Raw genomic sequence first — 14,622 nt, forward strand, 5'->3', positions numbered from 1 at the left:
GGGTCACAAGCATAGGTGCCCCGCCGATCTGACACGCCCGGAACGGTCAGACTTCGACGAGGCGGATGGCCAGAGAGTCGATCTTCGCGACGAGTTCCTCATCACCGGCCACGGCTTCCTGGAACCGGCGCACTTCAGCTGGGGCGACCTCGGACTCGACGCCGAGGGTGATGCCGAGCTCCGGCCCACCGAGGTGGACGCTGTTGCTGCCGGGGCTCACACCGATCCGAGCCAACCAGGGGAAGGACTCGGCGATGGCACGCAGACGTTGAGCCACCTCGGCGTCGGCCCAGGACGGAGTCCAGGGCTGGGACTGCACGAAAGCGAACATGGCCGGGCGGCGCAGCAGGAACGAGGGTTCGGCACCTGGATCGAGGACGACGAGCTGCGACTCGGCTTCGATCGCCCCGAGGACGAGCCGTTCGGATTCGATCGGCACTGGCCGGGCATCGGAATGCCATGCGGTCAGCGGTGGGATTCCGGAGAATCCCGGGGTGCACTCGCGCCCGTCCTCGGCCTGCAGGCGCACCATCGCCATCTCCGAGGAGTTGTCGGCCATCAGCCCGTTCTCCCCGACCTCCTGGTCGACGACCATGGGCACGATCGGAGCATACAGCCTGGCCCCGGACAGAGCCTTCACCACCTGCTGGTGTGCGGCCGGATCCAGAGGCGACCCAGCGACCTGGGTCATGGCCTCGAGCAGTGCCGCATCCGCAAGCCCAGTGTCGCCGGAGAACGGGTTGGGTTTGAGATCCCGGCCCTCCCACGCCTGTCCGGCGGAATCCGTCGGAGCGTCGGCATCGCCTGCCTGGACGGCAGGCGAAGTGGATCGGGCTTCGTCCAGCTCGTCCGGCTGGTGCGGTTCGTGCGAGTGCGTGTTCACAAGCTCACCGTCCTGCGACGTCGAGGGCTTCTTCCAGAGTGAACTTGCCGGCGTAGAGGGCCTTGCCCACGATCGCGGAGTCGACGCCGAAGGGCACGAGCTCGCGGAGGGCACGCAGGTCGTCGAGGCTCGAGACTCCGCCGGAGGCGACGATCGGTGAGTCGGTCTTCTGCGCGAGGTCCTTGAGCAGTTCGACGTTGGGTCCCTGCAGGGTGCCGTCCTTGCGCACGTCGGTGACGACGTAGCGGGAGCAGCCGGCTGCTTCGAGGGTGGCGAGGACTTCGTAGAGGTCGCCGCCGTCCTTCGTCCAGCCGCGGGCGGCCAGGGTGGTTCCGCGCACGTCGAGTCCGATGGCGACCTGGTCGCCGAAGCGCGAGATCATCTCTCCGGTCCATTCGGGGTTCTCGAGTGCCGCGGTGCCGATGTTGACGCGCTCGGCTCCGGTGTCGAGTGCGCGTTCGAGGCTTTCGGTGTCACGGATTCCGCCGGAGAGTTCGACCTTGATCCCCACGGCCTTGACGACCTGGTTGAGCAGGTCGGAGTTCGATCCGCGTCCGAAGGCGGCGTCGAGGTCGACGAGGTGGATCCATTCGGCGCCGCGGTTCTCGAAGTCCTGGGCGGCATCGATGGGTGAGCCGTAGTCGGTTTCGGTTCCGGCTTCGCCCTGGACGAGGCGGACGGCCTTGCCGTCGGCGACGTCGACGGCGGGGAGGAGGACCAGCTTGTTCGAACTGTCTGTCATTGTGACCTTTCTGCCTGGGTGCCACGGGGTTTGCGGGCAACCATAGTCGGTGTGCTCGGTCAGGAGCTGAGTGCGTCGGTGGGGTTGGTTCCGGAGCTGCCGGAACCGCTGCCCGGGCTGCTGTCGGCGGCGAACGAGGCGAGCCAGTTGCGCAGCAGCCTCGCACCCGCCTCGGCGGACTTCTCGGGGTGGAACTGTGCGGCCCAGGTGGTGCCGTCTTCGACGGCGGCGATGAAATCGCTGCCGTGGCGGGCGGTCGTCACCACCGTGTTCGGCGGCGGTTCGGCAGCGGCATAGGAGTGGACGAAGTAGAAACGTTCGTCCCCGATGCCGTCGAACATGGCCGAGTCTGCAGGTGCATCGACCTTCGACCAACCCATGTGCGGGATGACCGGGGCGTCGAGTCCGATGACGGTGCCGGGCCACAGGCCGATGCCGTCGGTCTTGACTCCGTGCTCCTCGCCGCGGGCGAAGAACACCTGCAGGCCGACGCATATGCCGAGCAGCGGTCGGCCCTGTTCGTGTCGGGCACGGATGAGTTCGACTCCCCCGACGTTCTCCAGTCCGGCCATCACGGCCGAGAACGCACCGACGCCGGGGACCAGCAGTCCGTCGGAGTCGTTGATGACATCGTGGTCGGCCGTGAGCGTGACTTCGGCACCGGCTGCGGCGACAGCACGCACGGCGGAGCGTACATTGCCGGCACCGTAGTCGAGGACGGCGACCGTCGTCATTTTTTCGCTCCCTTGCTCAGCACCGACCAGATCCTCCACAGAGAGAATCCGAGGACGATGACGCCGAGCGCGGCGACGACCCAGGCGACGGTGTTCCCGCCCAGGGCCAGGGCAATGCCGAATGCGGTGACGAGTCCGGCGAGGACGGCGGCGATGATCCACAGCAGTGCCGTCCGCGCCATGGCGGCGCGGCCCGGGCTCATCGTGGCGGCGCTGGCCTGCAGCTTCGTCATCGAGTCGGTTCTGATGCTGCCTTCGACGTCGTCCGCGGAAACGGTTTCCAGCAGCAGTCCTTCGAGCACATCCGGCAGGTTCTTCAACGCCAGTCCGGCCGGCACATCGGCTTCGCGACTGCCGTGGCGGTAATGGCCGGCGTCGATCTGCTCTTCGCTGCGCACGAGGAGGAGGACCTCGTGTTTGCCGGCGAGCTTCGAGATCGCTGCGGCCGCCTCGTTGCCGGCTTTGACATCGGTGTCGGCGAGGACGATTCCGCTGAATTCGCCGATCGGCACGATGGTGCCGGAGATGTTCGACAGCACGCAGGCGGCGGCCAACTGCTGGGCGACCCCGAACGGGGTCACGATGACGGTCGTGCTCACAGGACTCCCTTGGTGCTGGGAACGGAGTTGCTTCGCGGATCGGTCTCGACGGCCTCGCGCAGGGCGCGGGCGAAGGCCTTGAACTCGGCTTCGACGATGTGGTGCGGGTCGCGGCCGCGCACCAGGTCGAGGTGGACGGTCAGTCCTGCGTTGAAGGCGATGGATTCCAGCGAGTGGGAAGTCATCGACCCCGTGAAGTGGCCGCCGATGAGGTGGTACTGCTGGCCTTCGGGTTCGCCTTCGTGGACGAAGTAGGGACGGCCGGAGACGTCGACGACGCACTGTGCCAGTGCTTCGTCCAGCGGCACGGCGGCGAAGCCGTAGCGGCGGATGCCGACCTTGTCGCCGAGTGCTTCGCGCAGGGTCTGGCCGAGCACGATGGAGGTGTCTTCGACGGTGTGGTGGACGTCGATGTGGGTGTCGCCGGTGGCGGTGATGTCGAGGTCGATCATCGAGTGCTTCGACAGGGCGGTGAGCATATGGTCGAAGAACGGCACGCTCGTCGAGATGTTCGAGGTGCCGGTGCCGTCAAGGTTGACGGACACGGACACCGTGGACTCGGACGTGGTGCGCGAGTTCTGGGCCTGCCTCATGGAGTGCCTTTCGTCGGGGCGGCTGATGACGGGGTCTGCGGGCGGTCCGCGAGGATGTCCGGGGATTCGGCGAGGATCTCGTCGATGGCGTTGAGGAACGCTTCGGTCTCCTCCTCGGTGCCGGCGTTGACACGAGCGTGGCCGGTGATGCCGATATCGCGGATGAGGACTCCGCGGTCGAGCAGCTTCTGCCACAGGTCGGCCGGTGAGGAGATGTTGCCGAAGAGGACGAAGTTCGAATCGCTGTCGTGGACGGTGAAGCCCGCCTCGGCGAGGTGGCTCGCCATCCGGTTGCGCGAGTCGATGAGTCGGTCGACGTTGCCCAGCAGCAGCTCCGCGTGTTCGAGTGCCGTGCAGGCCAGCACCTGAGTGATCTCGGACAGGTGGTACGGCAGGCGGACGAGCCGGAGCACGTCGATGAGTTCGGGGGCGGCGATGGCGTAGCCCAGACGCAGTCCGGCACAGGCGAAAGCCTTGCTCATAGTGCGGGAGACGACGAGGCGGGGTCGGCCTTCCAGCAGGGTCATGGCCGAGGACTTGGCGGGGCGGGCGAATTCCGCGTACGCCTCGTCGACGATGACTATCCCTGCGCAGTTGTCGTAGGCGGCTTCGATGACGTCGAGGTCGATCGAGGTGCCGGTCGGGTTGTTCGGGGTGCAGAGGAAGACGATGTCCGGATTCGCTTGGGCCACCTCGGCGGCGACAGTGTCCGCGTCGAGGGTGAAGTCGTCCTTGCGTTCGACGTGCTGCCATTCGGCACCGGTGCCCGTGGTGATGAGCGGGTGCATCGAATAGGAGGGGGTGAAGCCTAAGACGGTACGACCCGGTCCTCCGAAGGCCTGGACGATGTGGCTGAGCACTTCGTTCGAACCGTTGGCGGCCCAGATCATGGAAGGATCGAGGTCGACTGTGTCTCCGGCGCGTTCGTTCACACCGTTCAAATAGGTGACGAGGTGTTCGCGCAGTGCGGTGAATTCGCGATCGGGATATCGGTTGAGTCCGGCGAAGTGATCGTCGACGGCTGCGCGCATGCTGTCGACGACAACGTCCGGAAGCGGATAGGCGTTCTCGTTGACGTTGAGCTGGACCGGCACATTGAGGTGCGGAGCCCCGTACGGCTTGAGGCCGACGAGGTCAGAACGCACTGGCAGAGATTCGATGTTTCCCACGGCAGTCATTCTACCGAGAGGCCCCCGCCGCCCGGGCGGCGGGTCGGGCCACGGGATTCACCGAGGCGGCCGGATCCGACCGTGTCTCAGTGGACCGGAACGTCGAGGGTCTGGCCGGGGTGGACCGTCGGGGTGTCCAGGTGGTTGATCTCGACGATATCGGCGACGACATCGCGGGTGTCGCGGTCGATGCCGAGATTCGAAGCCACGGTCCACAGCGATTCGCCTTCGCCGACGACGACTGCCTCGGCGTCGATGCCGATGCTCTCCGTCTCCGGTTCGGCGACAGCAGCGGCCGAGAACGACTGGGTGGCGAGGAGGACTGCTCCGCCGATGACGACGAGAGCGACGAGCAGGGTCCGGAGAAGGCGCACAGCCTGGCGTCCACGAGGGGTCAGGTGCAGCTCGGTGTTCTGTGCAGACATCGCATTACCTCTTTCATTCGTACGATTCCACCAGTAATCGGTAGAACGTCTGTTCTATTCAACATGCCAATCGAACAAATGTCCAGTCCAACTCGAACATCTATGCGACAATGAGAGGGAACCAGCGTTGTTGATTGATCTGTCAGAACCATCTCAGTCGGCACTGACACGAGAATTTCCGAAGCGGAGATCACGGCGTTCAGCGGCAGGGAATAGAACGAAGGGGAACGAGCAATGGTTCAGAACAAGCGAGGCAGAGGCAGGCCTCGCAACGAAGATGTTGCCAGTGAGATCGCTGCCGCTCGCAGCGATGACGATGTGGTCCAGATCCCTGAGGGATCGTCCGGTGAGGGCGATTTCCGCCTCACTCCCCGTCAGCGCCTCGTGCTCGAGACCATCGAACGTGCCGTCGTTGCCAACGGCTACCCGCCGAGCATGCGCGAGATCGGCAAGGCCGCAGGACTGGCTTCCCTCTCGAGCGTCGCCCATCAGCTCTCCCAGCTCGAACGCCTCGGCTATGTCCGTCGCGATCCGAAGCGTCCGCGTGCCATCGAAGTGGTCAATCCGTTCGAAGAGGAAGAGGCGGAGCGCGCGAAGTACGAGGAGCTGGCCAACAACACCGTTCAGGTGCCGGTCGTCGGACGCATCGCCGCCGGTGGCCCGATACTTGCCGAACAGGAAGTCGACGATGTCTTCTCCCTGCCGACGCAGGTCGTCGGCTCTGGTGAGATGTTCCTGCTCAAGGTCGTCGGCGATTCGATGATCGAAGCCGCCATCTGCCACGACGACTGGGTGGTCGTGCGCAAGCAGCACACCGCTGACAACGGTCAGATCGTCGCCGCCCTCCTCGACGGCGAGGCCACGGTGAAGACGCTCAAGCGCAAGGCGGGTCAGCAGTGGCTGATGCCGCAGAACGAGAACTACGAGCCCATCGACGGCACCTACGCGCAGATCATGGGTCTCGTCGTCGCCGTCATCCGCCGCCTCTGATCAGAATCCCGCGTACGACGAAGGTCTGAGCCGTGAGAAGTGGCGAAAGGTCTGAAATCTCGAAGGATTCCAGACCTTTCGCCACATTCAATGGCAGGAATGCCGGCTACAGCGGCACGGCGCGGCCTAACTTTGGTCAGTCTCGGCCAGTCGGGCCAGACTCTTGCGGACAAGGCCGGAGTTCGTCGTCGGCCACATCCGCGGCATCGAGTTGACGAGGAATCCGGCATACCGGGCCGAGCGCAGCCGCGAGTCGAGCACGGCCACCACTCCCCTGTCCTTCGTCGACCGGATGAGACGACCGGCTCCTTGAGCCAGCCGCAGAGCGGCATGCGTGGCCGACACTGCCATGAATCCATTGACTCCCCGCTGATCGGCGTCACGCGCTCGCGCCTGCATGAGCGGATCGTCGGGGCGAGGGAAGGGCAGACGGTCGATGATGACCAGACGGTTCGTCCGTCCCGGAACGTCGACTCCCTGCCATAGCGACATCGTCCCGAACAGGCACGTCTGATCATCGGCCGTGAACTGAGAGACGAGGGCGGGAAGTCCGTCATCGCCTTGGAGCAGGATCGGGAAATCGAACTTGTTCCGCAGGTGTTCGGCCGCCGCGTTCGCGCCCGCCCGCGAGGAGAACAGTCCCAGTGCACCGCCGTTCGAGGCTTCGACGAGTTCTTCGAGTTCGGTCAGCGCTTCCTCGCTCAGCCCGCTGCGTCCGGGTTTGGGCAGGTGGGAGGCGACGTAGAGGATCCCCTGCGTCCCGTAGTCGAACGGGGATCCGACATCGAGGCTGTCCCATTTCGGGGCATCCGGTCCGAAGAGTCCCAATGAGGCTGCGACCGCGTCGAAGTTTCCGCCCAGGGACAGAGTCGCCGAGGTGGCCACGACCGTGGATTCCTCGAAGATCCCGTTGCGCATGGTGCCGGCCACGCTCAGGGGTGCGACGACGAGGTTCGTCGTCTCCTTCTCTCTGAATGTCGAACGCGAGAGCCAGATGACGTCGTTCTTGCCCGGGTCGCAGAAGCGTTCGGCGAGTTCGAAGATCTCTTGGCACCGGGCCTTGGCCATCTGCCGGCCGGCATCGGCGTCCTCGGTCTTGCCCCCGATGTCGTTGATGATCTGGCGGGCGGAGTCGCGGATCTGTGCCAGAGCCAGCCCGAGAGCCTCGCTCATATGCAGGATGAGGCCCTCGGGCACCGATTTCTGGGCGCGTTCGAGTGCAGCCGCCGCGGAGTCGAGCAGGGAGACGACACCGTCCTGGACCGTCGTGTGCTTGCGCACGGAACTCGTCGCAGCCGAGAGCATGCTCGTGTTGATCTGCCCGGACAGGGCGCTGGTCACGCGGTCCTTGAGCTCGTGGGCCTCGTCGATGATGATGACATCGTGCTCGGGCAGGACGTTCGATTCCCCGAAGGCGTCGATGGCCAGCAGGGCATGGTTCGTCACGACGATATCGGCGTCAGCGGCCTTGTTCCGTGCGATTTCGGCGAAACATTCGGTGAACAGCGGGCAGTTCGAACCGAGGCAGTCGAAGGCGTTGACGGAGACCTGCGACCAGGCACGATCGCTGACGCCGGGCAGGAGGTCGTCGCGGTCGCCGGTGTCGGTGGTCTTCTCCCAGGTGCGGATCCGTTGGATCTCCTCCCCCAGGCCCGAACGTTCGGTGGGTTTGCGTCCCGCCTCGGCGTCGGCACCGAGGTCGAAGAGCATGCCCTCCCCTTCATCGGGGTACCCGCCGGCGAGCTTGTGCTTGCACACATAGTTCCGCCGCCCCTTGAGCAGTGCCGCTCTGGGCAGTGGATCGAGGTCCTTCTTCACGGCTTTGAACAGCCTGGGCAGGTCGCGGTGGATGATCTGCGTCTGCAAGGCCAGAGTCGCCGTGGACACGACGACCTTTCCGCCGGTGCGGGTGGCGTATTCGGCTGCCGGCACAAGATAGGCCAGGGATTTGCCGGTGCCGGTTCCCGCCTGCACGAGCAGGTGGATCCCCTTGTCCAGCGACGAGGCGACCGCCTGCGCCATCTCCTGCTGCCCCTCTCGTGGCGATCCGCCGATGGCGCCGACAGCGGATTGGAGGAGGTTCTCGACAGCTTTCACTCGTCGATGACCAGGTCCGGACGTTGGAATTCGCGCAGTTCGTCGACGAGTTCGGTCGGCACCTTGACCTGCAGGCTGGTGCCCTCCGTGCCATGCGATTCGTGTTCGACCGTGCCGAGGGCGTAGATCTTCGACACGAGGTCACCGCGTTCATAGGGAATGAGCACGGTCATGTCGATGTCCGGAACGGGAAGGCGGTTCTCGATGGCCTCGATGAGGTCGTCGATTCCTTCCTTCGAAACGGCGGAGACGAACTGCGCATCGGGATACTCAGCGCGCAGCCCGGTGATCACGGCCTCCTCGGCGAGATCGGACTTGTTGAACACGAGGAGTTCCGGGATATCCCCGGTATCGACGTCGCCCAGGACATCTCGCACGGCCTGGATCTGCCCGTGCGGATCCGGGTGGGAGGCGTCGACGACGTGGAGGAGCAGATCCGAGCCGGCGGCCTCCTCCAGGGTCGAGCGGAAGGCTTCGACGAGCTGGTGGGGCAGGTTGCGGACGAATCCGACGGTGTCGGTGTAGGTGAAGACGATGCCGTCGGCGGTCTTGGCTTGACGAACGGTCGGGTCGAGGGTGGCGAACAGGGCGTTCTGCACCATCACCTCGGCGTTGGTGAGCAGGTTGAGCAGGGAGGACTTGCCCGCGTTCGTGTACCCGACGATCGCGGCGGAGGGCACATGGTGCCGGGCGCGGTTCTTCCGCTTCGTCTCACGGGAGGGCGCCATGGCGTTGATCTCACGGCGCAGCTTGGACATGCGGGCACGGATGCGGCGACGGTCGAGTTCGATCTTCGTCTCACCGGGCCCGCGAGAGCCGATTCCGGCACCGCCTGCGACACGTCCGCCGGCCTGCCGCGACAGCGACTCGCCCCAACCGCGCAGACGCGGCAGGAGGTATTCGAGCTGGGCAAGTTCGACCTGGGCCTTGCCTTCGCGGGATTTCGCGTGCTGGGCGAAGATGTCGAGGATGAGCGCGACGCGGTCGACGACCTTGACCTTGATGACGTCCTCGAGTCCGCGCCTCTGGCTGGGGGCGAGTTCGGAGTCGATGATCACGGTGTCGGCGCCGACGCTGGCGACGATGTCCGCGAGCTCGGCGGCTTTGCCCTTGCCGAGGTAGGTGCCCGGGTCCGGCTTGTCGCGGCGCTGGATGAGCGCGTCGAGGACTTCGGAACCGGCGGTTTCGGCGAGTGCGGCGAGTTCGCGGATCGAGTTCTCGGCTTCGGCCTGGGTGCCGTTCCATATGCCGGCGAGGACGACGCGTTCGAGGCGAACCTGACGATATTCGACCTCGGTGATGTCTTCGAGCTCGGTGGAGAGGCCGGCGACACGGGTGAGCGCGGCGCGCTCGGCGAGGTCGAACTGGTCGTCCTCGGGGGTGGTGTCGTGATCATCGAGGGCTTGGGCGCCTCGGGAGAGCACACGGTCGAGCATCGCGTTGCGACGCTCTTTGTCTTCAGACGTCATTCATTCCTTTGTTCTCTGCCGTCGGTGACGATTCGCACCGACAGTGGTGTCCATCAATTCTCCCACAGCCGTCTAGACTGAAATGGTGTCAGAGCACTATTTCACCGAATCGCCGAGCAGCGAGGCCAAGTCGCGGGAGTTGAACCTCGATCTGGCCGGCCGCGCCGTCACCGTCGAAACCGTATCAGGCACGTTTTCGCCCACTCGCATCGACCTCGGGACGGCTGTGCTGCTGCGGCATCTGCCTCAGCCGCCGGCCGGGGATATCCTCGACCTCGGCTGCGGGTGGGGGCCGATCGCCCTGCACACGGCCTTGGATGCCCAGGACGCCGAGGTGGCTGTGCGAGTGTGGGCACTCGACGTCAACTCCCGGTCCCTGGAGACCACCGCGGCGAATGCGCGCAGGCTGGGTCTCAAGATGATCAACACCGTCACGGCCGCAGATGTTCCCGAGGACCTGCAGTTCGCCGCGATCCGATCGAATCCGCCGATCCGCATCGGCAAGGAAGCGCTGCACGAACTTCTGGAGACGTGGCTGCCGCGCCTGGCGCCGGGCGGTCGCGCCGATCTCGTCGTGTCGAAGAACCTCGGTGCCGATTCCCTGCAGAAGTGGATCGCCGGGATGCTCGGCGACGGCTATGCAGTCACCCGGACGGGGTCGTCGAAGGGCTTCCGCGTGCTCACGATCGAACGCGACTGAGTGGGGCTTCTCAGCTGATCGTGCCGCTAGCAACGAGGACCGCGGGCCCAGCCAAGCTGACGCGTCCGCTCGTGCCTTCGGCGTTGGGGTCGATCTCGATGCGCAGCTGACCTCCGGGGACGTCGACTCGCCACTGCAGAGGCGACTTCTCGCCTGCCCAGTGGTGGGCGGCGATTGCAGCCGCGCAGGCACCGGTTCCGCAGGAGCGGGTCTCACCGACACCGCGTTCGAACACGCGCATGCGCAGGGCGCCTTCTCCCCCTGCCACATCGGATCGGGCGGGCTCCATGACGATGTATTCGACGTTGGATCCCTGGGCCGGGACGGGGTCGAGGACGGGTGCGTCGCGCAGGTCGGCGGCTGCGAGTTCAGCGTTCTCTGCCAAGGCGACGACGGTGTGCGGGTTGCCGGTGGCCACGCTCAGTCCGGGACGGGCGACCTCGATGCCGCCGGTGGTCACGAGCACGCTGTTCGAAGGGTCGAGTGACCATTCGCCCATGTCGATCGTGTACCAAGCGTCGCTGGCGGATCCAGGGCCGGGCGTGCCGGTGCCGACGACGTCGTCTCCGGTCTGGACGCCGAGAGCAGGGTTGAGGGTGGTGCGCACGGTTTTGATGCCGTCACGCGTACCCACGAGGATGTCGCGGGCATCGGCGGAGACACGGCCGCTGGTCACGAGCGCGTGGGCGAAGACGCGAACGCCGTTGCCGCACATCTCGGAGAGGCTGCCGTCGTTGTTGTAGTAGTCCATGAACCATTCGGCACCGGCCTCGGCCTGTTCGGCCGCTCCCGGGATGCCGCTGGCTGCGGAGCGGACGATACGGATGATGCCGTCGGCCCCGAGTCCGGCCCGTCGATCGGCGAGTGTGGCGACAGCTTCGGGATGCATCTCCAGTTGGCTGTCGTCGTCGGAAAGCAGAACGAAATCGTTCTGGGTGCCGTGCCCCTTGACGAAAGTGACATCGGTCCAGGCGGCGAACGGGGTATCCGGAGTGCTCATGGCTCCATCTTATCGGTGACGGTCGTGTCAGGTCTTCAGCGCTCGTTCATGACATCGAGCACAGGCGTCATTACGTCGGCGCTCGTCGAGCACGTGCAACGCAGCCGGTCACTACGTCAGCACCCGCCCAGCACCTCGAGTGCTGCCGCCAGGTTCTGCTCGGGGTCGGCGGAACTGCCGTCGATCCAGTGGATTCGCGGATCGCGACGGAACCAGGTGTCCTGTCGGCGTGCGAACTGCCGGGTGCGGATCGTCGTCTCTTCCTTCGCCTCGGCGGCGGTGAGCTCTCCGGCCAGGTGCCGCTGGATCTGGGCGTATCCGATGGCGCGCGACGCTGTCTTGCCTTCGGCCAACCCGGCGTCGAGCAGTCGAATCACCTCATCGACCCATCCGTGCTCCCACATGAGGTGGACGCGTGTGGCGATCCGCTCATGCAGAAGGGCCCGGTCCATATTCAGGCCCAGGTGAACGGTCGGTTCGATCTCCTGATAGTCCGGCAGTTGGGCGCTGAAGGGACGCCCCGTGAGTTCGATGACCTCGAGGGCTCGAGCGATCCGTCGCTGGTCGTTGACGGTGATCTTCTCGGCCGCTGTCGGGTCGAGTTCGCGCAGCTTCTGATGGAGCGCCCAGCGGTCGGTTGTGACCTCGGCTTCGAGGCGGGAACGCACTTGTGGGTCCGTGCCCGGGAACTCCATATGATCGACCGCGGCACGCACGTAGAGCCCGGACCCGCCCACGAGGATGGGCCGCAGTCCGCGCTCTCGGATGTCCGTGATCGTTGCCCGAGCACGTGCCTGGAAATCTTGGACGTTCGCTTCCTCGGTGACGTCGAGGATGTCGATGAGGTGGTGCGGAATCCCCCGCCTCTCATCGACCGGCAGCTTCGCCGTCCCGATGTCCATCCCCCGGTAGAACTGCATCGAATCCGTGTTGATGATCTCCCCGCCGAGGCGGTCGGCCAGATCCAGCGCCAGATCCGATTTCCCGGTGGCAGTGGCGCCGACGACGGTGATGATCGGCGAAACGTGCTCAGCCACCGGCGATCACTCCCAGGTCCCGGTGCCACAGAGAGTGCGCACTTCGTGAACGGATTCGTCGACGGCTGGCACAAGCGTCGAAACACGAGCGCCCCGGTCGACGGTGTAGCGGATCCCGGCGGTAAGGCCACTGAGATTCGCGGCCACGGTCTCCGCACGCTCACAGTGTTCGAGCAATCTTTCAGTGTCCATGGTGGTGCCGGAGGTGAGTGTCTCTACGACGGCGGCATCGAATTCCGCGGCGCCGTCGATCGGGGCCAAGGGGGCGTCCTCGGTTGCGGCTCCCGACAGGTCGATGGGCAGCAGAAGATTCTCGCTCGATCCGAGCGGGCCGATGTCGACGCCGGCGGCGTGAGCGTGAAGGATCGCGACGATGATCGCGGGGTCGGCCGCCTCGGCGAGTCTGCGTGCTTCCACCGTCAGGGCCCCGACGGTCTCGACCCAGTCCGGGCCGCACAAGAGCCGGCCGGTGCGAGTATCGACTCCGCGGTCGATCCCCCACCCGCCGAGTCCAGCCACGGGCGGCAGGGTCTCGATCGGCAGCGCCCAACGGGTCTGTGTCCTCAAGGTGTCGCGAATGGCAGTCCGCAGTTCGACCATTCGGGTGGCCTCACTGCGGTCGATCTTCTCGAGCAGCACTGGGGCTGCCGGGATGATGGCGAAGGCGCCCATCTCAGCCGCGGGGGCGGATGGTCGGCATACCGAGGTTCGTCGAGCCTGCCGAGCCCTGGCCGGGGCTCGGTGCACCGCAGCTCTCGGCCTGTGCCCGGTCGTAGGCGTCACCAGCGCGGGACGGGCGTACCGAATATCCGGAGTCGGCGAGGAGGAAGTAGGGCTTCGCCTCAGTGACGGTGGCGGTGACGAAATCGCCGGGTCGCGGCATCTGGGCGCCTTCGGGGATTCCGACGTGGACGAGGCGGTTGTCTTCGGCACGGCCGCTCAGCCGTGGGGAATCGTCGTGGGGCAGCTTGGTCACGAGCACCTCGACCTCACGGCCGATCTGGGCTTTGTTCTCGTCCCAGGCAATCTCGTCCTGGAGCGCAGTGAGGCGTTCGAATCGTTCCTGAACGACGTCCTTCGGCACCTGGTTGTCCATCGTGGCCGCCGGGGTGCCGGGGCGGATGGAGTACTGGAAGGTGAAGGCCTGGGAGAACCGGGCGCGGCGGACGATGTCCATGGTGCCTTGGAAGTCCTCTTCGGTCTCACCGGGGAAGCCCACGATGATGTCGGTGGTGATGGCGGCGTGCGGGATGCGTTCGCGCACGGTGTCGAGGATGTTCATGAACCGCTTGGTCCGGTATGAGCGGCGCATGGATTTGAGGATCGTGTCCGACCCGGACTGCAGCGGCATGTGCAGCTGCGGCATGACTGTCGGAGTCTCGGCCATCGCGTCGATGACATCGTCGGAGAAGGCGGCCGGGTGCGGGCTGGTGAAGCGAACCCGCTCGATGCCCTCCACATTGCCCACGGCACGCAGCAGCTTCGCGAATGCGCCCTTGTCACGGAACTCGGCACCGTAGGAGTTGACGTTCTGGCCGAGCAGGGTGACTTCGACGACTCCGTCTGCGACGAGTGCTTCGACCTCGGCGAGGATGTCGCCGGGACGGCGGTCCTTCTCCTTGCCGCGCAGACTGGGCACGATGCAGAAGGTGCAGGTGTTGTTGCAGCCGACCGAGATCGACACCCAGCCGGAGTGCTGGGATTCGCGGCGGCTGGGCAACGTGGAGGGGAAGACGTCGAGGCTTTCGAGGATCTCGACCTGGGCTTCCTCGTTGTGGCGGGCGCGTTCGAGCAGCGCCGGCAGGGATCCCATGTTGTGGGTGCCGAAGACGACGTCTACCCAGGGGGCCTTCTTCACGATGGTGTCGCGGTCCTTCTGTGCCATGCATCCGCCGACGGCGATCTGGAGACCAGGGTGGTTCTCTTTGACCTTCGCGAGCTGGCCGAGGTTGCCGTAGAGGCGGTTGTCCGCGTTCTCGCGGACGGCGCAGGTGTTGAAGACGACGACGTCGGCCTGGTCGTCGGTGTTCGCCTGAACGTAGCCGGCGTCGTCGAGCAGTCCGGACAGACGCTCGGAGTCGTGCACGTTCATCTGACATCCGTAGGTCTTGACCTCGTAGCTGCGAGGGGTGGTGCCGGATGTCGTCGGGGATTCAATCAGTTCAGTCATGGCGCACCCATTCT

The 14,622-nt window shown here is 65.6% G+C and carries 15 protein-coding genes; 2 read left to right on the top strand and 13 right to left on the bottom strand.

Annotated features, from left to right (window positions below):
- Positions 1-46 precede the first annotated feature (46 nt).
- The 7 genes from GUY30_RS10735 to GUY30_RS10765 all read right to left on the bottom strand — a co-directional run bounded on the left by GUY30_RS10735 (position 47) and on the right by GUY30_RS10765 (position 5,145).
- On the bottom strand, positions 47-883 hold the full coding sequence (locus GUY30_RS10735; protein WP_228281254.1) for an SseB family protein: 837 nt from the start codon (positions 881-883) through the stop codon (positions 47-49).
- 4 nt (positions 884-887) lie between these two features.
- A complete protein-coding gene (gene priA / locus GUY30_RS10740; protein ID WP_167197224.1) occupies positions 888-1,625 on the bottom strand; it encodes a bifunctional 1-(5-phosphoribosyl)-5-((5-phosphoribosylamino)methylideneamino)imidazole-4-carboxamide isomerase/phosphoribosylanthranilate isomerase PriA in 738 nt (245 codons plus the stop codon).
- A 59-nt stretch (positions 1,626-1,684) separates the two neighbouring features.
- Entirely contained in the window at positions 1,685-2,359 is a 675-nt protein-coding gene (gene hisH, locus GUY30_RS10745) for an imidazole glycerol phosphate synthase subunit HisH (protein WP_167197227.1), read from the bottom strand.
- On the bottom strand, positions 2,356-2,958 hold the full coding sequence (locus tag GUY30_RS10750; RefSeq protein ID WP_167197230.1) for a hypothetical protein: 603 nt from the start codon (positions 2,956-2,958) through the stop codon (positions 2,356-2,358). The genes hisH and GUY30_RS10750 overlap by 4 nt, the downstream gene beginning before the upstream one ends.
- Entirely contained in the window at positions 2,955-3,551 is a 597-nt protein-coding gene (gene hisB, locus GUY30_RS10755; protein WP_167197233.1) for an imidazoleglycerol-phosphate dehydratase HisB, read from the bottom strand. Before hisB ends, GUY30_RS10750 begins: the two co-directional genes overlap by 4 nt.
- A complete protein-coding gene (locus tag GUY30_RS10760) occupies positions 3,548-4,729 on the bottom strand; it encodes a histidinol-phosphate transaminase (protein WP_167197236.1) in 1,182 nt (393 codons plus the stop codon). The genes hisB and GUY30_RS10760 overlap by 4 nt, the downstream gene beginning before the upstream one ends.
- 77 nt (positions 4,730-4,806) lie before the next feature.
- Positions 4,807-5,145 (bottom strand): LysM peptidoglycan-binding domain-containing protein, encoded by a 339-nt coding sequence (locus tag GUY30_RS10765; protein ID WP_167197239.1) that lies wholly within the window; start codon positions 5,143-5,145, stop codon positions 4,807-4,809.
- Positions 5,146-5,379: 234 nt separating this feature from the next.
- On the opposite strand from GUY30_RS10765, the gene lexA reads away from it, so the two are divergent.
- A complete protein-coding gene (gene lexA / locus GUY30_RS10770; protein WP_101595238.1) occupies positions 5,380-6,135 on the top strand; it encodes a transcriptional repressor LexA in 756 nt (251 codons plus the stop codon).
- Positions 6,136-6,261: 126 nt separating this feature from the next.
- Here the strand turns inward: lexA and GUY30_RS10775 are convergent, their stop codons facing one another.
- Both GUY30_RS10775 and hflX read right to left on the bottom strand, forming a co-directional pair.
- The gene (locus GUY30_RS10775; RefSeq protein WP_167197241.1) at positions 6,262-8,232 is read right to left on the bottom strand and encodes an ATP-dependent DNA helicase; all 1,971 of its coding nucleotides are present in this window, start codon (positions 8,230-8,232) and stop codon (positions 6,262-6,264) included.
- Positions 8,229-9,701 carry a GTPase HflX gene (gene hflX, locus GUY30_RS10780; protein ID WP_167197244.1) on the bottom strand — a complete coding sequence of 491 codons (1,473 nt, stop codon included), beginning with the start codon at positions 9,699-9,701 and terminating at the stop codon, positions 8,229-8,231. Before hflX ends, GUY30_RS10775 begins: the two co-directional genes overlap by 4 nt.
- Positions 9,702-9,783: 82 nt before the next feature.
- On the opposite strand from hflX, the gene GUY30_RS10785 reads away from it, so the two are divergent.
- A complete protein-coding gene (locus GUY30_RS10785) occupies positions 9,784-10,401 on the top strand; it encodes a class I SAM-dependent methyltransferase (RefSeq protein ID WP_167197247.1) in 618 nt (205 codons plus the stop codon).
- Between the two features lie 10 nt (positions 10,402-10,411).
- Here GUY30_RS10785 and dapF read toward each other — a convergent pair whose 3' ends face one another.
- The 4 genes from dapF to miaB all read right to left on the bottom strand — a co-directional run bounded on the left by dapF (position 10,412) and on the right by miaB (position 14,608).
- A complete protein-coding gene (gene dapF, locus GUY30_RS10790) occupies positions 10,412-11,401 on the bottom strand; it encodes a diaminopimelate epimerase (RefSeq protein WP_167197250.1) in 990 nt (329 codons plus the stop codon).
- A gap of 116 nt (positions 11,402-11,517) precedes the next feature.
- Positions 11,518-12,438: a tRNA (adenosine(37)-N6)-dimethylallyltransferase MiaA gene (gene miaA / locus GUY30_RS10795; RefSeq protein WP_167197252.1), complete on the bottom strand. Its 921-nt coding sequence runs from the start codon at positions 12,436-12,438 to the stop codon at positions 11,518-11,520.
- A gap of 6 nt (positions 12,439-12,444) precedes the next feature.
- On the bottom strand, positions 12,445-13,110 hold the full coding sequence (locus GUY30_RS10800; RefSeq protein ID WP_167197255.1) for a hypothetical protein: 666 nt from the start codon (positions 13,108-13,110) through the stop codon (positions 12,445-12,447).
- Position 13,111: 1 nt separating this feature from the next.
- Complete coding sequence (gene miaB, locus GUY30_RS10805) at positions 13,112-14,608, bottom strand: tRNA (N6-isopentenyl adenosine(37)-C2)-methylthiotransferase MiaB (RefSeq protein WP_167197258.1); 1,497 nt, start codon at positions 14,606-14,608, stop codon at positions 13,112-13,114.
- Positions 14,609-14,622 lie beyond the last annotated feature (14 nt).

This window comes from Brevibacterium pigmentatum, assembly GCF_011617465.1.
Classification (GTDB): domain Bacteria; phylum Actinomycetota; class Actinomycetes; order Actinomycetales; family Brevibacteriaceae; genus Brevibacterium; species Brevibacterium pigmentatum.